Annotated in this window: 15 protein-coding genes; 7 read left to right on the forward strand and 8 right to left on the reverse strand. The window is 71.3% G+C overall.

The genetic code is table 11. From position 1 onward, the window contains the following. Window positions 1-366: 366 nt before the first annotated feature. Together ACFYZZ_RS14030 and ACFYZZ_RS14035 are read left to right on the forward strand one after the other, a co-directional pair. Window positions 367-1,716: a VanZ family protein gene (locus tag ACFYZZ_RS14030; RefSeq protein WP_389175121.1), complete on the forward strand. Its 1,350-nt coding sequence runs from the start codon at window positions 367-369 to the stop codon at window positions 1,714-1,716. A 108-nt stretch (window positions 1,717-1,824) separates the two neighbouring features. Continuing rightward, complete coding sequence (locus ACFYZZ_RS14035; RefSeq protein WP_389175123.1) at window positions 1,825-2,022, forward strand: DUF6210 family protein; 198 nt, start codon at window positions 1,825-1,827, stop codon at window positions 2,020-2,022. A 12-nt stretch (window positions 2,023-2,034) separates the two neighbouring features. Here the strand turns inward: ACFYZZ_RS14035 and ACFYZZ_RS14040 are convergent, their stop codons facing one another. The 3 genes from ACFYZZ_RS14040 to ACFYZZ_RS14050 are packed head-to-tail and all read right to left on the reverse strand — an operon-like array spanning window position 2,035 to window position 6,214. Further along, the gene (locus tag ACFYZZ_RS14040; protein ID WP_389175125.1) at window positions 2,035-3,720 is read right to left on the reverse strand and encodes a thiamine pyrophosphate-binding protein; all 1,686 of its coding nucleotides are present in this window, start codon (window positions 3,718-3,720) and stop codon (window positions 2,035-2,037) included. A 5-nt stretch (window positions 3,721-3,725) separates the two neighbouring features. Next, a complete protein-coding gene (gene speB, locus ACFYZZ_RS14045) occupies window positions 3,726-4,697 on the reverse strand; it encodes an agmatinase (RefSeq protein ID WP_067314783.1) in 972 nt (323 codons plus the stop codon). Between the two features lie 56 nt (window positions 4,698-4,753). Further along, on the reverse strand, window positions 4,754-6,214 hold the full coding sequence (locus tag ACFYZZ_RS14050) for a sodium:solute symporter (RefSeq protein ID WP_389175127.1): 1,461 nt from the start codon (window positions 6,212-6,214) through the stop codon (window positions 4,754-4,756). A 188-nt stretch (window positions 6,215-6,402) separates the two neighbouring features. Here ACFYZZ_RS14050 and ACFYZZ_RS14055 point away from each other — a divergent pair, with 188 nt between their 5' ends. Both ACFYZZ_RS14055 and ACFYZZ_RS14060 read left to right on the forward strand, forming a co-directional pair. Then, window positions 6,403-8,202, forward strand: a complete 1,800-nt coding sequence (locus ACFYZZ_RS14055) for a PucR family transcriptional regulator ligand-binding domain-containing protein (RefSeq protein ID WP_389175130.1) — start codon at window positions 6,403-6,405, stop codon at window positions 8,200-8,202. Between the two features lie 67 nt (window positions 8,203-8,269). After that, entirely contained in the window at window positions 8,270-9,058 is a 789-nt protein-coding gene (locus tag ACFYZZ_RS14060; RefSeq protein WP_389175133.1) for a phosphatase, read from the forward strand. 73 nt (window positions 9,059-9,131) lie between these two features. Here ACFYZZ_RS14060 and ACFYZZ_RS14065 read toward each other — a convergent pair whose 3' ends face one another. From ACFYZZ_RS14065 to ACFYZZ_RS14085, 5 genes are all read right to left on the reverse strand, one after another. After that, window positions 9,132-9,452, reverse strand: coding sequence for a hypothetical protein (locus ACFYZZ_RS14065; RefSeq protein WP_389175135.1), 321 nt, complete (start codon window positions 9,450-9,452; stop codon window positions 9,132-9,134). Window positions 9,453-9,930: 478 nt separating this feature from the next. Next, the gene (tesB, locus tag ACFYZZ_RS14070) at window positions 9,931-10,797 is read right to left on the reverse strand and encodes an acyl-CoA thioesterase II (protein WP_389175138.1); all 867 of its coding nucleotides are present in this window, start codon (window positions 10,795-10,797) and stop codon (window positions 9,931-9,933) included. Window positions 10,798-10,832: 35 nt separating this feature from the next. Further along, complete coding sequence (locus tag ACFYZZ_RS14075) at window positions 10,833-11,990, reverse strand: acyl-CoA dehydrogenase family protein (protein ID WP_386580136.1); 1,158 nt, start codon at window positions 11,988-11,990, stop codon at window positions 10,833-10,835. A 116-nt stretch (window positions 11,991-12,106) separates the two neighbouring features. Then, window positions 12,107-12,682 (reverse strand): Uma2 family endonuclease, encoded by a 576-nt coding sequence (locus ACFYZZ_RS14080; RefSeq protein ID WP_389175760.1) that lies wholly within the window; start codon window positions 12,680-12,682, stop codon window positions 12,107-12,109. A 61-nt stretch (window positions 12,683-12,743) separates the two neighbouring features. Further along, window positions 12,744-13,349, reverse strand: coding sequence for a TetR/AcrR family transcriptional regulator (locus tag ACFYZZ_RS14085; protein WP_389175141.1), 606 nt, complete (start codon window positions 13,347-13,349; stop codon window positions 12,744-12,746). Between the two features lie 97 nt (window positions 13,350-13,446). Here ACFYZZ_RS14085 and ACFYZZ_RS14090 point away from each other — a divergent pair, with 97 nt between their 5' ends. Genes ACFYZZ_RS14090 through ACFYZZ_RS14100 form a run of 3 tightly spaced genes read left to right on the forward strand, consistent with a single transcriptional unit; the run spans window position 13,447 to window position 17,953 of the window. Next, complete coding sequence (locus tag ACFYZZ_RS14090; RefSeq protein WP_389175143.1) at window positions 13,447-15,063, forward strand: carboxyl transferase domain-containing protein; 1,617 nt, start codon at window positions 13,447-13,449, stop codon at window positions 15,061-15,063. Between the two features lie 11 nt (window positions 15,064-15,074). Then, window positions 15,075-17,015 carry an acetyl/propionyl/methylcrotonyl-CoA carboxylase subunit alpha gene (locus ACFYZZ_RS14095; protein WP_389175145.1) on the forward strand — a complete coding sequence of 647 codons (1,941 nt, stop codon included), beginning with the start codon at window positions 15,075-15,077 and terminating at the stop codon, window positions 17,013-17,015. After that, window positions 17,012-17,953, forward strand: a complete 942-nt coding sequence (locus tag ACFYZZ_RS14100) for a hydroxymethylglutaryl-CoA lyase (RefSeq protein WP_389175148.1) — start codon at window positions 17,012-17,014, stop codon at window positions 17,951-17,953. Before ACFYZZ_RS14095 ends, ACFYZZ_RS14100 begins: the two co-directional genes overlap by 4 nt. Window positions 17,954-17,955 lie beyond the last annotated feature (2 nt).

A 17,955-nucleotide genomic window follows, 5' to 3' on the forward strand; every position in this document is an offset into this window, starting at 1 on the left:
GGCCTGCGCCTTCTCCTTGCCATTCCGGCACTCCTCTCGCCGTAGTCTCCCGCGACTGCGGGAACCGACCCGAACCGGGCCGGAACATGAGACGACGAGCGGTGCGCCGGTCGGCGCCGAGCATACAACTCCCTTGTCGGGAGGGGCATGTCGCACGACGGTGGCCGCCCGGTCGTCGCCCGAGGAACACGGACGTAGCTCCCCGGCGGCTCGCCCTGCCCCTTCGTCCAGGTGCCTCGGCGTCAACTTCCGCACGATAGGGTCGCTTTCGAAAGTTTGGTCAATTTGACGCCCGAGGCCCTGACCAGGTCGTCGGAGCGTGCGCCACCGGCGAGACCGGAGGTGCTTCACGGGGGAAAGAGCAAGTTGTTCGAAGCTGTCTTCGGCGACGACATGGGGTTTCTGACCGGACTCACCGTCGTCGCCGCTGTCATGGGGCTGGCCGTGTGGGCGGTGGCCCGTCGCCGCGAAGTGGATCACGCGGTCTGGTGGCTGCCACTGGCGTTCTGCCTGACCGGTGTCCTCGGCGTCACGCTCGCGTTGCGTGGTGGCGAGGCGGGACGGGCCGAGTGTGTGATCAACCATGCGATCACCGAGCCGCTGTACACCACACAGGGTCTGTGGAACCTGGCGATGTTCGTCCCGCTGGGCCTGTTCGGTGTCCTGGCGCTGCGGCGTCCGCTTCCCGTGCTCGTCGGTGTCCTCGCGCTGCCCTGTCTCATCGAACTCGCCCAGGCGCTCGCCCCGTTCGTGAGCGGTATCTGCGACAGCGCCGACGTGGAGATGAACGCCGGTGGAGGCGTCCTGGGCGTGGCTGCCGGGCTGGTGCTGGTGCGGGGCCGGGTCGCGTGGCGTGCGTGGGCCAAGCCCACGCTGATCGTGGCGTTGGTGTGCGCCGTGGCCGGGCCGGTCGTCTTCCAGAGTGCGATCACCGCGAACCACGTGGACGGTTCCAGCGTGCGTGACGCACACGGCGACGAGCGGGAGACCGCCGAGCGCGTCATACGTCAGGCCTTCGGCGACCGGTACCACGTCGGCGATGTGCGCGTCAGCCCTGGCGTCGACGGCTACAACGGCTGGATGTCCATACAGATCGCCGACGCATTCCCCGCGGAGCTGATGTGGCCCGGCGGCCGCCGGCTGACCGTGAGCTTCGAGGACTCCGAGCCCCCGACAGCGGCGAGCTTCCCCGTCCCCGGCGCCGGCACGCCCCACGACGCCCAGGACGCGTACGGCATCGCCCGCTCCTACATGAAGGCCCACTACCCCTGGGCCGGTACGACCGCCTTCCACGAGACGCAACCCGTCGGCAGGAAGGCCGAGTTCGGGTGGCGCACCTCATGGCGGTTCAAGGAGCGCGGGGTGGCGATGCCACGCAGCCTCGACGTGCAGATCAACCGCTCCGGCCGCGTCTCCCGGTTGCTGGTCGACTTCGGCCCCGAGCACGTGGACCTTCCGGCCCGGCTGCTCTCGGCGAAGCAGGCCGAGGAGATCGCCACCAAGGAGCAGAAGAAGAGCGGCGCCGACCTCGGCAACCTGAAGATCCACGCCGACGAGCTGCGGACCGAACGTGCCAAGGGCTGGCAGGGCCCCTGGCGCGTGGTGTGGTCCGTGACCGTCGACGACACCCACTGCAAGCCCGACAAGACCGGCGACGGCTGCGACCCGCTGAACACGGTCCTCGACGCCGCCACCGGAGAGATCTACGACGAGTGAGGCGCCCTGTGGCTGATGTGGAAGACGACCGGCGGCACATCTTCCTCGACCCGGACGGCACCGGCACCGGCCAGGGCTGGGCGTTCCTCATCGTGGGCGCTGAGACCGGTGAACTGGCCGGTGGAGTTGCTCGACCGGCTCAGGGACGCGGTCGCCTTCCACGTCTACGGCTCCGCCAACCGGGACGACCTGTTCCCCACCCCGCTGGCCCTCGACGAGACCCGCCTCGCCGAGGTCGACGAGGCATGGGTCCCGGTCGTGACGCCCGACGGCCCCGGGGTGCTGGTCTGGGAGAACTCCGACTAGGCCTTAGGCGCCCTAGCCCAGGTGGGTCGGTGCGAACATCCGCAGTACGGCGGGGAGTACGACGACCGAGGGGCCGGGGGATGCGAGTGCCTTCGTGAGGTCCTGTTCCAGGGTCTCCGGCGTCGTGCGGATCCCGGGGACGCCGAAGGACTCGGCGAGGGCGACGTAGTCGGGGCCGGTGAGTTCCGTGGCCGTTGCCGCGCCGAAGGCGTCCGTCATGTACTCGCGGAGGATGCCGTAGCCGCCGTCGTCGACGATCAGCCAGGTCACGGGGAGGTCGTACTGCCTCGCCGTGGCCAGCTCGGCGATCGAGTACAGGGCTCCGCCGTCGCCCGAGACCGCCAGGACCGGGCGGCCGGGGTCCGCGGCGGCCGCGCCGAGCGCCGCCGGGAAGCCGTAGCCGAGGCCGCCGGCGCCCTGTGCAGAGTGCATGGTGTTCGGGCCCTCGGGGTCGAAGGCCGACCAGGCCCAGTAGGCCAGGATCGTCATGTCCCAGAAGGACGGGGAGTCGGCGGGGAGGGCGCGCCGGACCGATGCCAACACGTCCTGTTCCAGGGTCAGTTCCTGGGCGGCGATGCGGGCCGTGACCCGGGAGAGCACCTCGCGTACGCGCTGCGGCGCCGACTCGTCCGTGCGCTCCTCCACCGTCTCCAGCAGGGCCTGGAGGGCCAGGCGGGCGTCCGCGTGGATGCCGAGGGCCGGGTGGTTGGACTCCAGCTTGCCGAGGTCCGCCTCGATCTGGACGACCCGGCCCCGGGGCTTGAACGTGTGGTAGTTCGAGGAGAGTTCGCCGAGGCCCGAGCCGACCACCAGGAGGACGTCCGCGTCCTCCAGGAAGTCCGTCGTGTGGCGGTCCTCCAGCCAGGACTGGAGGGAGAGGGGGTGGTTCCAGGGGAAGGCGCCCTTGCCGCCGAAGGTGGTGACCACCGGGGCGTCCAGCTTCTCCGCCAGCGCCTTCAGCTTCCCCGAGGCGTCCGAGCGTACGACTCCGCCGCCCGCGATGATCGCCGGACGGGCGGCACGGGACAGCAGGTCCGCGGCCACCGCCGTCAGTTCGGGGCGCGGGACCAGATCCTCCGGGGTCGCGTCCATCGCCGTCACCACCGGCAGGGCGGTCTCGGCGAGCAGCACGTCCTGCGGGATCTCCACCCACACCGGACCGGGTGGGGCCGTCAGCGCCGACTGCCAGGCCGCCGCGATGGCCGAGGGGATCTGGGACTGGGTGCGGACCGTGTGGACCGACTTCACCACGCCCCGGAACGAGGCGGCCTGGTCGGGGAGTTCGTGCAGGTAGCCGTGGCGGCCGCCGCCCAGGCCCGGCGTCGGGATCTGGCTGCTGATCGCCAGGACGGGGGCGGAGGCGGCGGCGGCCTCCTGCAGCGCGGCCAGTGAGGTCAGCGCGCCCGGGCCGGTCGAGAGCAGCAGCGGGGCCGCCTCGCCGGTGATGCGGCCGTACGCGTCCGCCGCGAAGCCGGCGTTGTTCTCCACCCGCAGGCCCACATAACGCAGGGACGAGCGGCGCAGGGCGTCGAACATGCCCAGCGCGTGCTGGCCGGGCAGCCCGAAGACCGTCGTCGCGCCGAGCCCGGCCAGCGTTTCCACGACCAGGTCTCCGCCGTTGCGCCCGGGGGGCGGGTTCAGAGCGGTCGAGATCTGTGCCGCCGTCGGGCGGAGTACCAGGTCGTGGTCGTGAGTCACTGCGCTTACGCGTCCTTCCGGGCCGCCGCGATCTGGCGGCTCATGATGGTGGTCAGTTCGTAGGCCGTGTGGGAGGCCGCAACCGACGTGATCTCCGCGTGGTCGTACGCGGGGGCCACCTCGACGACGTCCGCCGACACCAGGTTGCACGACGCAAGACCGCGCAGGATCTCCAGCAGCTCGCGGGAGGTCATGCCGCCCGCCTCCGGGGTGCCGGTGCCGGGCGCGTGGGCCGGGTCCAGGCAGTCGATGTCGATGGAGATGTACAGCGGACGGTCGCCGATGCGCTGGCGCAGCTGGTCGGCGACCTCGTCGGCGCCGCGGCGGTAGATGTCCGCGGAGGTGACGATGCCGAAGCCCATCTTCTCGTCGTCCGTGAGGTCCTGCTTGCCGTACAGCGGGCCGCGGGTGCCGACGTGGGAGAGGGCGGAGGTGTCGAGGATGCCCTCCTCGACGGCGCGGCGGAACGGGGTGCCGTGGGTGTACTCGGCTCCGAAGTAGGTGTCCCAGGTGTCGAGGTGGGCGTCGAAGTGGAGCAGGGCCACCGGGCCGTGCTTCTTCGCGACCGAGCGGAGCAGCGGAAGGGCGATGGTGTGGTCGCCGCCCAGGGTCATCAGGCGGGCGCCGGTGCCGAGCAGCTCGTCCGCGGCGGCCTCGATGGTGTCGACGGCCTCGTTGATGTTGAACGGGTTGACGGCGATGTCGCCGCCGTCCGCGACCTGGGCGAGAGCGAAGGGGGAGGCGTCCTGCGCCGGGTTGTACGGGCGCAGCAGCCGGGACGCCTCGCGGATGGCGTTGCCGCCGAAGCGGGCGCCCGGCCGGTACGAGACGCCGGAGTCGAACGGCACGCCCACGACGGCGACGTCGGCGGTGCCGACCTCGTCGAGGCGGGGCAGCCGGGCGAAGGTCGCGGGACCCGCGTACCGCGGGATGCGGGAGGAGTCGACGGGGCCGCGGGGCGTCTCGTTGCTGCTCATGGTGAAATGCCTTCCTTCTTGCGCTTCGTCGCGCATGTACTGCTTTCCATATGACTCTACTGGTGAGCCGGGACCGGTTCGGACACGAGTTCGGGGGACCGTCCCGCGAGGCGCTCGCGCCAGGTGGTGAGGACGGCCTCGTCGGTGGGCCTGGTCGCCAGGGAGACGGCGACGTAGGCGGCGAGGGAGGCGAGCAGGCCGTAGTAGACGGGCTCGTTGGCGAGGATGCCGTAGCCCGCCATCAGGCCGATCACGGCGAGGCCGCCGACGATCACGGAGGCCAGCGCCCCCTGCACGGTGCCGCGCTTCCACAGCAGGCCGCCGAGGATCGGCACGAGCAGGCCGCCGACCAGGAGGTTGTAGGCGACCGTCAGGGCCTCGACGACGTTGTTGAGCGCGATCGCGGTGCCGATCACCGCGACGCCCATGATCAAGATGAAGGCACGGTTGCCCTTGACCTCGTCGTGCGCGTCGCCGTCACGGCGCACCGCGCCGCGCAGCCGGGACCAGATGTCGTTGTTGGCGACCGTGGCGCAGGCGATCAGGGCGCCGGAGGACGTGGACATCACGGCGGCGAGGGCGGCGGCCAGCACCAGGCCGCGCACGCCGACGGGCAGCTCGTCCTTGACGATGGTCGCGAAGGCGTCGTCGGGGCTGCCGAGCTTGGGGTAGAGGACCTTGGCGGCCGTACCGATGACGGCGCCGGCGAGGGCGTAGGCCAGACAGTAGGTTCCGGCCACCGTGCCGCCCCACTTGGCGGTCCTGTCGCTGCGCGCCGTGAACACGCGCTGCCAGATGTCCTGGCCGATGAGCATGCCGAAGGTGTAGATCAGCACGTACGTGAAGATCGTCTCGCCGCCGATGCCCAGCGGGTCGAAGTACGACGTGGGCAGCTTGGCCTTCATCTCGGAGAAGCCGCCGGCCTTGACCACCGCGATGGGCAGGAGCAGGAGCAGCACGCCGATGGTCTTGACGACGAACTGCACCATGTCGGTCAGCGTGATGGACCACATGCCGCCGAGCGTGGAGTAGGCGACGACGATCGAGCCGCCGAGAACGATCGCGACCGTGCGGTTCATGTCGAAGAGCACGTCGAAGATCGTGGCGTAGGCGATGGTCGAGGTGACGGCGAGCATCAGGGTGTACGCCCACATGACCACACCGGAGATGACACCGGCGCGGCCGCCGTAGCGCAGGTCCAGCATCTCGGAGACGGTGTAGACCTTCAGGCGGGCGATGCGGGCGGAGAAGAAGACCGACAGGGCCAGCAGGCCGAGGCCGATGGTGAAGACCATCCAGGCGCCGGAGAGGCCGTACTGGTAGCCGAGGCCGACGCCGCCGATGGTGGACGCGCCGCCGAGGACGATCGCGGCCATGGTGCCGGAGTACATGGCGGGCCCGAGGCGACGCCCGGCCACCAGGAACTCGCTCTTGGACTTGGCGCGGCGCATGCCCCACCAGCCCATGGCCAGCATGCCGGCCAAATAGACGACGATCACTGTGTAGTCAACGGCCATGTGGGGCCCTCCTTTGCGCACTGTCAGTGGCGTGTCGTGCAGAGACATGTGGGATTTCCGAAGAACTGCGGTGCCGGCAGCGGATCGCGGGGACATCCGCCCGTACCCGCGGCTGCCGTGCGGACTTGACACTAGGTGGCCGGAAAGCGACTGCGAAGTGTACGTTTCATCCATACGAACGGGGCGGGATGGAGGGAATGCACACCATGCCGGAGGCGATCACCCCAGCCGTCCCACCGACCCCACCGGTACCGCTCTCGGCCCTGCTGGCCCGCGAGGATCTCGCGCTGCGCCAGATCGCGGGGCCCTCGGACCCGGACATCGTGATCCACTGGGCGCACACCTCGGAGATGGCCGACCCGTACCCGTACCTGCTCGGCGGCGAGCTGCTGCTCACGGCCGGTGTGCACATCCCGGAGGCGGCGGGCTCGGGGACGTACTTCGACGACTACGTGTCCCGGATCGTGGCCGCGGGCGGGGCGGCCCTCGGCTTCGGCCTGGCGCCCGTGCACGACACGGTCCCGCGCGCCCTGGTCCACGCCTGCGACGCCTACGACCTCCCGCTCCTGGAGGTCCCGCCGCAGACGACCTTCTCCGGTGTCGCCCGCGCGGTCTGGCAGCTGATGGCACAGGCGCGCCTGGCCGAGCTGCGCCGGGTCACGGAGGCCCAGCAGAGCCTCGCGGCCGCCGCCTCCCGCCCCGACCCGGTCCCCTCGGTCCTGCGCCAACTGGCCGGCCGCCTGAGCGGTCACGCGATCCTCTACGGCCCCGACGGCACCGAGATCGCGGCGGCGGGCCGGGAGCCGGCGCAGGGAGCCCGCGAGGCCCTCGCGGCACTGGCCGGGGTCGTACGCCCACCGAGCGCCCGCGAGCCGGTGCAGCCCCGTGAGGCGGCCGCGGGTGCGGCGGGCACCGGCGCCAGTGGCCCGACCGGCGCGGCGGGCAGCGGCACCGGCAGGTCAGCCGGCCACAGCACGACCGGCCCGGCAAGCGGCAGCGCCAGCACGTCGGCCGACCACCGCACCAGCGGCGGGGCGCAGGCGGCGCGCACCGGCACCAGCAGCCCGACCGACCCAGCAGGCGGCAGCACCGGCAGGTCAGCCGGCCACAGCACGACCAGCCCGGCAAGCGGCAGCGCCGCCCGCCCGATCCCCACCTCCGCCACCGCCGCCCGCCCGATCCCCACCTCCGCCACCGACACCCACGGCGACACCCACCTCGCCGCCTACGCGCTCGGTGCCGGGGAAGGGTTCGTGCTCGGTGTGGCCAGTTCACGCCGGGAACCCGGGGACCACACCATCGCCTCCGTCGCCTCCGTGCTGCTCTCCCTGCTCACCGGCGAGCACCACAGCGGTGCCGGTGCCGCCCGGTCCTCCGCGCTCGTACGGCTGTTGCTCGGCGCGGCGCCGGAGGAGGTGGCGCCGCTCGTGGGAGAAGGGCAGTGGGTCGTCGTGCACGCCCGGCCGGAGACCCAGGCGCCCGATGCCGTGGCCGCCTCCGCGCTGGGGGCCGCGCTGGGGTCGCCGCTGGTCGACCTCGCCAGGGACGTCGTACGGGTGCTGGTGCCCGCCGAGCGCGAACCGGTCCCGCAGCCGGGCTGGAGCCTCGGGGTGAGCGCGGCCGCCGGCCCGCGCGAGTGGCCGGCCGCCGACACCCAGGCGGCCCGCGCCCTGGCCCGCGCCCGCGCCACCCGCAGCCCGCTGGTCCGGCACGGCGCCCGGCCGGGCCTGGAGGACCTGGTGCCCCGGGCGGACGCCGAGGCCCACGCCCGGGCCCTGCTCGCCCCGCTCGCCGCACAGCCCGCGCTCGCCGAGACCCTGCGCTCCTGGCTTTCCCTGCACGGCAGTTGGGACCGTACGGCGGTGGCGCTCGACGTGCACCGCAACACCGTGCGGCAGCGGATCACCCGCTGCGCGGCCCTGCTTGAGGCCGACCTGGACGACCCGGACGTACGGATGGAGCTGTGGTTCGCGCTGCGCCAGGCGTGAGTGAGCCACGTCCCAGGCTGCGATATGACGAGGACGCGCCCCGTCCGCTGCCCTCACAATGGGAGGCATGCCGATATCCGGGACACCCAGCCGCGCCCAGCTCGTCGACCACCTGGTGAGGACCCGTATCGCGGGGGACGTCGCCACACCCCGCGAGAACAACCTCTCCCACTACCGCAAGCTGGCCAACGGCGACCGCCACTACTGGTTCGGTCTGGAGCTGGGCGACCGCTGGTCGGACGAGCAGGACGTGCTCGCGGTCATGGCCGAACGGGTGGGCGTCAACGATGATCCCGAGCACCGGTACGGGCAGGACACCATCGACCCCGAGCTGACCCTGGACGCCCTGGAGCGCCTCGCACTCCGGCTGCGCAAGGCGGCCGACGGGCAGCAGCGGGTGCTGTTCGCGACCGGCCACCCGGGCGGTCTGCTGGACGTGCACCGGGCCACGGCCGCCGCGCTGCGTGCCGCCGGCTGCGAGATCGTGGTGATCCCGGACGGGCTGCAGACGGATGAGGGGTACGTCATGCAGTTCGCGGACGTGGCCGTCCTGGAGCACGGTGCGACGCTGTGGCACACGCACTCCGGTGAGCCGATGCGGGCCGTCCTGACCGGACTTGAGCGCGAGGGGCGTCCGCTGCCGGACCTGGTGGTCGCCGACCACGGCTGGGCCGGGTACGCCGGACAACACGGTGTCGACTCCGTGGGGTACGCCGACTGCAACGACCCCGCGCTGTTCCTCGCCGAGTCCGAGGGCACCGTCCAGGTGGCGGTGCCGCTCGACGACCATGTGGTGAGCCCGCGCTACTACGACCCGATGACGGCGTATCTGCTGGCGGAGGCGGGTCTGGCATAAGGCGCCCACAGGCGCCCCGCGCAGGATGTGCGGCCCTGTCGGAAGGACCGCACACCACTCTCAGTCCGTCGGATCACTTACCTCCGTGGCCTCCTCCTCCGTGGTCACCATTGCCGCCGTGGTCACCACCGTTGCCGCCGTGGTCACCACCGCCATGGTCGCCGCCATAGCCGCCGTGGTCGCCGTGGTCGCCGTTGTCGTAGCCGCCGTGGTCGCCGCCATAGCCGCCATGGTCGCCGTGGTCGCCGTTGTCGCAGTCGTCGTCGTTCCACCAGCCGTGGTCGTCACAGTTGTCGCTGTAGGAACCGTGGTCGTTGTGGGACGAGCCCGCGAAGGCGGTGCCCGCCGTGCCGATGGCGGCTCCGCCGGCCAGCAGCACCCCGGCTGCGGACATCGCGACAAGACGCCTCGTGCGTTGTGATCGCATGGGATATACCTTCCATCTCCATCGTCACTCGCGGCTCCCGAAGAGGGGGGCGCGAGGTGATGGCCGACGCCGCGACAAGGGGGAAGAGAAGATGCGGCGCGGTCTTCAGATGTCACCGCAGTGTGTTGAGCGGCACGGCGTATGCCAACGATGTCGACACCTGCGGCCACCCGTGGCCACCCGTGCGTGGTCGCGCCATCGGGCTCCGCGGCTGAGGTCCGTCGGGTACGGGGCCTCGTCGGCCGGGCAAACCGTGCGCTGCGGCTTTCACTCGAAAAGCCTAGTACCCCATGCGTCACTCGTCATTTCGAGCGACCATCTGTTTCCCGGGCCCCGGGAGGGGCCCCCGGACGCACCCGGCCCCCGGCCGGGCACGCCGCCGGCATACGGATCGTCAACTCTGTTGCGCCCCGCATGCGTTCAGCCTTCAACAGCTGCGCGCGGGTCATCGCGGGACGCGGACCACGCCCTCCTGGATGACGGAGATGGCGAGCTGCCCGTCCTGGGTGTAGATGCGGGCCTGGCCGAGGCCCCGGCCGCCGTGCGCGGACGGCGATTCCTGGTCGTACAGCAGCCACTCGTCGGCGCGGAAGGGCCGGTGGAACCACATCGCGTGGTCCAGGGACGCCCCGACGACGTCCCCGACGGCCCAGCCGCCACGCCCGTGCGCGAGCAGCACCGCGTCGAGGAGGGTCATGTCGGAGACGTAGGTGGCGAGGACGACATGGAGCAGGGGGTCGTCGTCGAGCTTGCCGTTGGCCCGGAACCACACCTGGCTGTGCGGCTCGCGCGGCTCGCCGAACTTCCCGTACGGCGGCTCGTCCACGTAGCGCAGGTCGATCGCCTCGCGGGCCTCGATGAACTTCTCCACGACCGCCGGGTCCAGGTGGTCGTAGCCGCGCAGCCGCTCCTGGGAGGTGGGCAGGGTCTCCGGGTCCGGGGCGGGCGGCATGGGGGCCTGGTGGTCGAGGCCCTCCTCGTACGTCTGGAAGGACGCCGAGAGGTGGAAGATCGGCTTGCCGTGCTGGACGGCCACCACGCGGCGGGTCGTGAACGACCGGCCGTCGCGGATGCGGTCGACGCTGTAGATGATCGGCGCGCCGGGGTCTCCCAGGCGCAGGAAGTACGCGTGCAGGGAGTGGGCGAGCCGGTCGGCGGGGACCGTCCGCCCGGCGGCGACCAGCGCCTGCGCCGCGACCTGCCCGCCGAAGACGCGCGGGACGACGGCGGAGCGGGACTGGCCGCGGAAGATGTCCTCCTCGAGCTGCTCGAGGTCGAGCAGCTCGAGGAGGTTCTGGAGTGCCTGGCTCATGGCGTTAGTTGTACCGGCCAGTGATTGCGGTGACCTTACAGACCCATGTCCTTGGCGATGATCGTCTTCATGATCTCGCTGGTGCCGCCGTAGATGCGGTTGACGCGGTTGTCCGCGTACAGGCGGGCGATCGGGTACTCGTTCATGAAGCCGTAGCCGCCGTGCAGCTGGAGGCAGCGGTCGATGACGCGGTGGGCGACCTCGGTGCAGAAGAGCTTCGCGGAGGCGGCCTCGGCCGGGGTCAGCTCGCCGGCGTCCAGGGCCTCCGTGGCGCGGTCGGCGACGGCCTCGGCGGCGTCCACCTCGGCCTGGCAGGCGGCCAGCTCGAACTTGGTGTTCTGGAAGGCGGCGACGGGCTGGCCGAAGACGACGCGGTCCTGCACGTACTGCTTGGCGAACCGGACGGCGGCCTTGGCCTGCGCGTAGGCGCCGAAGGCGATGCCCCAGCGCTCGGAGGCGAGGTTGTGGCCGAGGTAGTAGAAGCCCTTGTTCTCCTCGCCGAGGAGGTCCTCGACGGGGATCTTGACGTCGACGAACGCCAGCTCGGCGGTGTCGGAGGTCTTCAGGCCGAGCTTGTCGAGCTTGCGGCCGACCGAGTACCCCTCGGCCTTGGTGTCCACGACGAAGAGGGAGATGCCGTGGCGGCGGTCCTCGGCGGTGGGCGCGGCGGTGCGGGCGCAGACGATCATGCGGTCGGCGTGCACGCCACCCGTGATGAAGGTCTTGGCGCCGTTGAGCACGTAGTGCGTGCCGTCTTCCGACAGCTTGGCGGTGGTCTTCATGCCCGCGAGGTCGGAGCCGGTGCCCGGCTCGGTCATCGCGATCGCCCACATCTCCTCGCCGGAGACGAACTTGGGCAGGTAGCGCTTCTTCTGCTCGTCGGTGGCGAGCAGCTTGATGTAGGGCAGGCCGAGCAGCACGTGCACGCCGGAGCCGCCGAAGGAGATGCCCGCGCGGGCGGTCTCCTCGTAGATGACGGCCTCGAACTTGTACGAGTCGATGCCCGCGCCGCCGAACTCCTCGTCGACCCGGATACCGAAGACGCCCAGCTCGGCGAGCTTGTAGTAGAAGTCGCGCGGGGCCTGGCCTGCGGCGAACCACTCGTCGTAAACGGGCACGACCTCGGCCTCGATGAAGGCGCGGATGGTCTCCCGGAACGCCTCGTGATCCTCGTTGAACACCGTACGGCGCACGCCGCCACCTCCAGGTACCTGTCTAAGCGCTTGCTCAGACTCGAAGATACCGGCGAGTACGATGCGGCGTCCAGAGTGAGCTTGCCCACCCGCTCGACGCGGGTGGGCGGGCAGCGTCAGTTCCCGGCCTTGCCGTACCGGCGGAAGGCGGAGGTGTCCACGGTCCAAGGGCCGAACGGCACGGAGTCCCCGAAGATGTACGGATCCTTGCGTGTGTAGCGGCCCTTGCACGGATCGGAGTGCACCTCGATCGTGCCGGTGCGCGGGTCGACGATCAGGTAGTGGGCGATGCCCATGGCCGGGTAGTCGGAGAGCTTGTCGATGTAGTCGTTGTTCGGGTTGGACGGCGAGACGATCTCGACCACCGCCATCACCTGCGTCGCATCGACGGCGACGCCCTCCTCGTCGAGGACCTCCTCGGGGATGACGACTGCGTCAGGCAGGCGCATGCGGCCGATCGCCGGGTGCTCGATTTCGGGACCGCTCGCACAGATATAGCCGGGGTGCGTGGTGAGCAGCTGCTCGTCCAGTTGCTTGCAGATACGGCGGACAGTGCCCTCATGGCGCTTCGACGGGCACATCATGGCCAGTATCGGGCCGGACGGCCCGATCTCGACGCTCCAAGCCCCTTCGAGCTGCTCAGCGTAGGCCCCGAGTTCCTCGGCGATCGCGCGCATCTTCGCGTAGTGCATGCCCATGGCCTCAGAGTACTGAGGCTCACCCCTGCCGGCAGGCTCATCGGCCCGCCCGGGCTCAGTCCCCGGTTGCACCCGCCGCCGCGAACGCCCCACGCGCCATCCTGTGCAGCAGCTCGGCGGTGGCCCCCCGCCCGGGCAGGGTGCCGGCGCGGCCGAGATGGGGGGTGGAGTTCAGCAGGCCGAAGACCGAGTGGACCGCCGAGCGGGCGATGGGCTCGGTCAGGGCGGGGTAGACCTCGCGGACCACCTCGACCCACAGCTCCACGTACTGCCGCTGCAGCTGCCGCACCAGCTTGCGGTCGCTGTCGCGCAGGCGGTCCAGCTCGCGGTCGTGCAGGGTGATCAGCGGACGGTCGTCCAGGGCGAAGTCGATGTGACCCTCGATGAGGGAGTCCAGGACGGCGCCGGGGCCGGTGTGACCGTCGGACTCCGCCAGGCGCCGCTTCGCCCCGGTCAGCAGCTGGCCGCTGATGCCCACCAGCAGCTCCGCGAGCATCGCGTCCTTGCCCGGGAAGTGCCGGTACAGGCCGGGGCCGCTGATGCCGACCGCGGCGCCTATCTCGTCGACGCCGACACCGTGGAAGCCGCGCTCGGCGAAGAGCCGGGCGGCCTCCTTGAGGATCTGCTCGCGACGGGTGGGGGCGTCGGTTCTGGTGACCATGCAAGCAATTCTAGACAGCGAGGTTAGCGGTCGTTAACCTGAAGGAAATGGTTAACGCTCATTAACCAGTACGACCACTGGGTGAGGGGACCGCAGGATGCAGGAGGCACCGGAGCTGACGAGCGCGGCAGATCCCGCGTCGGAGGCCTGGCGGGCCAATGAACAAGCCCATCTCGCACTCGTCGACGAGCTGCGCGCCAAGCTGGGCGCCGCGGCTCTCGGCGGCGGTGAGAAGGCCCGCGCCCGGCACACCGCGCGCGGCAAGCTGCTGCCGAGGGACCGGGTGGACACACTGCTCGACCCCGGGTCGCCCTTCCTGGAGCTGGCCCCCCTGGCGGCCGACGGGATGTACGACGGGCAGGCACCGGCCGCCGGCGTGATCGCCGGGATCGGGCGGGTCAGCGGCCGCGAGTGCGTGATCGTCGCCAACGACGCCACCGTCAAGGGCGGCACGTACTACCCGATGACGGTGAAGAAGCATCTGCGGGCGCAGGAGGTCGCCCTGGAGAACCGGCTGCCCTGCCTGTACCTGGTCGACTCCGGGGGCGCCTTCCTGCCCATGCAGGACGAGGTCTTCCCCGACCGGGAGCACTTCGGGCGGATCTTCTACAACCAGGCGCGGATGTCCGGCGCCGGGATCCCGCAGATCGCCGCGGTCCTCGGGTCGTGCACGGCCGGCGGCGCATACGTCCCGGCCATGAGCGACGAGGCCGTGATCGTCCGCAACCAGGGCACGATCTTCCTGGGCGGCCCGCCCCTGGTGAAGGCGGCCACCGGCGAGGTCGTCACCGCGGAGGAGCTGGGCGGCGGCGAGGTCCACTCCCGGATCTCCGGCGTCACCGACCATCTCGCCGAGGACGACGCGCACGCCCTGCGCATCGTGCGCAACATCGTCGCCACCCTGCCCGCCCGGCAGTCCCTCCCCTGGAAGGTCACGCCGGTCGCGGAGCCCAAGGTGGACCCGTACGGGCTCTACGGCGCGGTCCCGGTGGACTCCCGCACCCCCTACGACGTACGCGAGATCATCGCGCGCGTGGTGGACGGCTCCCGCTTCGCCGAGTTCAAGGCCGAGTTCGGGCAGACCCTGATCACCGGGTTCGCCCGGATCCACGGCCACCCGGTCGGGATCGTCGCCAACAACGGCATCCTGTTCTCCGAGTCCGCCCAGAAGGGCGCGCACTTCATCGAGCTGTGCGACCAGCGCGGCATCCCGCTGGTGTTCCTGCAGAACATCTCCGGCTTCATGGTCGGCAGGGACTACGAGGCGGGTGGCATCGCCAAGCACGGCGCCAAGATGGTGACGGCCGTGGCGTGCACCAGGGTCCCCAAGCTGACCGTCGTGGTCGGCGGCTCCTACGGCGCGGGCAACTACTCGATGTGCGGCCGGGCCTACTCCCCCCGCTTCCTGTGGATGTGGCCCAACGCCAAGATCTCCGTGATGGGCGGCGAGCAGGCCGCCTCCGTCCTCGCCACCGTCAAGCGCGACCAGCTGGAGGCGCGCGGCGAGGACTGGCCGGCCGAGGACGAAGAGGCCTTCAAGGCGCCGATCCGCCGGCAGTACGAGCAGCAGGGCAACGCCTACTACGCCACCGCCCGCCTCTGGGACGACGGCGTGATCGACCCGCTGGAGACCCGTCAGGTGCTGGGACTCGCCCTGACGGCCTGTGCCAACGCGCCCCTGGGTGACCCCCAGTTCGGCGTCTTCCGGATGTGAGGAGGGGAACCGTGTTCGACACAGTGCTGGTGGCCAACCGGGGCGAGATCGCCGTACGCGTCATCCGTACGCTCCGCTCGCTGGGCGTGCGCTCGGTGGCGGTCTTCTCCGACGCCGACGCGGACGCGCGGCACGTACGGGAGGCCGACACGGCGATGCGGATCGGTCCGGCGCCCGCGGCCGAGAGCTATCTGTCGGTGGAGCGGCTGCTGGAAGCCGCCGCCCGCACCGGCGCCCAGGCGGTCCACCCCGGGTACGGCTTCCTCGCCGAGAACGCGGGCTTCGCGCGCGCGTGCGAGGAGGCGGGGCTGGCCTTCATCGGCCCGCCCGCGGACGCGATCGCCCTGATGGGCGACAAGATCCGGGCCAAGGAGACGGTGAAGGCGGCCGGGGTGCCGGTCGTGCCGGGTTCCAGCGGCAGCGGGCTCTCCGACGCCGAGCTGGCCGACGCGGCCCGGGAGATCGGGACCCCCGTGCTGCTCAAGCCCTCGGCGGGCGGCGGCGGCAAGGGGATGCGCCTGGTGCGGGACATGACCAGGCTGGAGGAGGAGATCGCGGCCGCCCGTCGCGAGGCCCGCGCCTCCTTCGGGGACGACACGCTCCTGGTGGAGCGGTGGGTCGACCGTCCCCGGCACATCGAGATCCAGGTGCTGGCGGACGGCCATGGCAACGTGGTCCACCTCGGCGAGCGCGAGTGCTCGCTGCAGCGCCGGCACCAGAAGATCATCGAGGAGGCGCCGAGCGTGCTCCTCGACGAGGAGACCCGGGCCTCGATGGGCGAGGCGGCCGTCCAGGCGGCGCGCTCGTGCGGGTACCGGGGCGCGGGCACGGTGGAGTTCATCGTGCCGGGCGGCGACCCGTCCTCGTACTACTTCATGGAGATGAACACCCGCCTCCAGGTGGAGCACCCGGTCACGGAACTGATCACTGGGCTCGACCTGGTCGAGTGGCAGCTGCGGGTGGCGGCCGGGGAGCGGCTGGGCTTCGCGCAGGAGGACGTCCGGCTGACCGGGCACGCGGTCGAGGCCCGGATCTGCGCCGAGGACCCCGCGCGCGGGTTCCTCCCGTCCGGCGGCACGGTGCTGCTGCTGAACGAGCCGCAGGGCGAGGGCGTCCGCACCGACTCCGGGCTCAGCCAGGGCACCGAGGTGGGCAGCCTGTACGACCCGATGCTGTCCAAGGTCATCGCGTACGGCCCCGACCGGGAGACGGCGCTGCGCAAGCTCAGGGCCGCCCTCGCCGAGACCGTGACGCTGGGCGTGCAGACCAACGCGGGCTTCCTGCGGCGGCTGCTGGCCCATCCGGCCGTGGTGTCGGGCGACCTGGACACCGGTCTGGTCGAGCGGGTGGTGGACGAACTGGTCGCCACGGACGTCCCGGAGGAGGTGTACGAGGCGGCGGCGGCCGTACGGCTGGAGGAGCTGCGGCCTCGCTCCGAAGGCTGGACCGACCCCTTCTCGGTACCGAGCGGCTGGCGCCTCGGCGGGACCCCGAAGCAGCCCGCGTTCGACCTGCGCGTGACCGACCCGGTCACGTACGCCCCGCGAGGCGCCCACGCCGTCACCGACGACCGGGTGTCGGTCACCCTCGACGGCGTCCGGCACTCCTTCCACCGGGCCGGTGACTGGATCGGCCGGGACGGCGACGCCTGGCAGGTGCGCGACCACGACCCGGTGGCCGCCTCCCTCACCGGGGCCGCGCACGCGGGCGCCGACTCGCTGACCGCGCCCATGCCCGGCACGGTGACCGTGGTGAAGGTGGCCGTCGGCGACGAAGTGACCGCGGGCCAGAGCCTGTTGGTGGTCGAGGCGATGAAGATGGAGCACGTCATCTCCGCCCCGCACGCCGGCACGGTCGCCGAGCTGGACGTGACCCCGGGAACGACGGTCGCCATGGACCAGGTACTCGCCGTGATCGCACCCCACGACAAGGAAGGCGCGGTGGCGGAATGAGCGCCGACGGACTGCCCATGGTCGTACCGGCCCAGGACCTGCCCCAGCGGGTGCGGATCCACGAGGTCGGCGCGCGGGACGGGCTGCAGAACGAGAAGATGACCGTGCCGACGGAGATCAAGGCGGAGTTCATCCGCCGGCTCGCCGACGCCGGTCTGAGCACCATCGAGGCGACGAGCTTCGTGCACCCCAAGTGGGTGCCCCAACTCGCCGACGCCGAGCAGCTGTACCCGCTGGTCGACGGCCTCGGTGTCGAACTCCCCGTGCTGGTGCCCAACCAGCGCGGCCTGGACCGGGCGCTGGCGCTCGGCGCCCGCCGGATCGCGGTGTTCGCCAGCGCCACGGAGTCCTTCGCGAAGGCCAACCTCAACCGGACGGTCGACGAGTCACTGGCCGTGTTCGACCCGGTGGTGCGGCAGGCGAAGGACCAGGGCGCGCACGTGCGCGGCTACGTCTCCATGTGCTTCGGCGACCCCTGGGAGGGTGCGGTCCCGCTCCACCAGGTGGCCCGCGTCTGCAAGGCGCTGACGGACATGGGCTGCGACGAGCTGAGCCTCGGGGACACCATCGGGGTCGCGACCCCGGGCCACGTCCTCGAACTCCTCTCCCTGCTCAACGAGGAGGGTGTGCCGACCAACGTCATCGGCGTGCACTTCCACGACACCTACGGCCAGGCACTGGCCAACACCTACGCGGCACTGGAACACGGGGTCACGACGATCGACGCCTCCGCCGGGGGTCTCGGCGGCTGCCCCTACGCCAAGTCCGCGACCGGCAACCTCGCCACCGAAGACCTCGCGTGGATGCTGCAGGGCCTCGGCATCGACACCGGAGTCGACCTCGGCCGCCTAGTCGCCACCAGCGTCTGGATGGCCGCCCACCTGGGCCGACCCAGCCCGTCCCGCACCGTCCGAGCCCTGTCCCACAAGGAGCAGTGATC

It is taken from the genome of Streptomyces sp. NPDC001816, from assembly GCF_042892235.1.
In the GTDB taxonomy this organism is placed as follows: Bacteria; Actinomycetota; Actinomycetes; order Streptomycetales; family Streptomycetaceae; genus Streptomyces.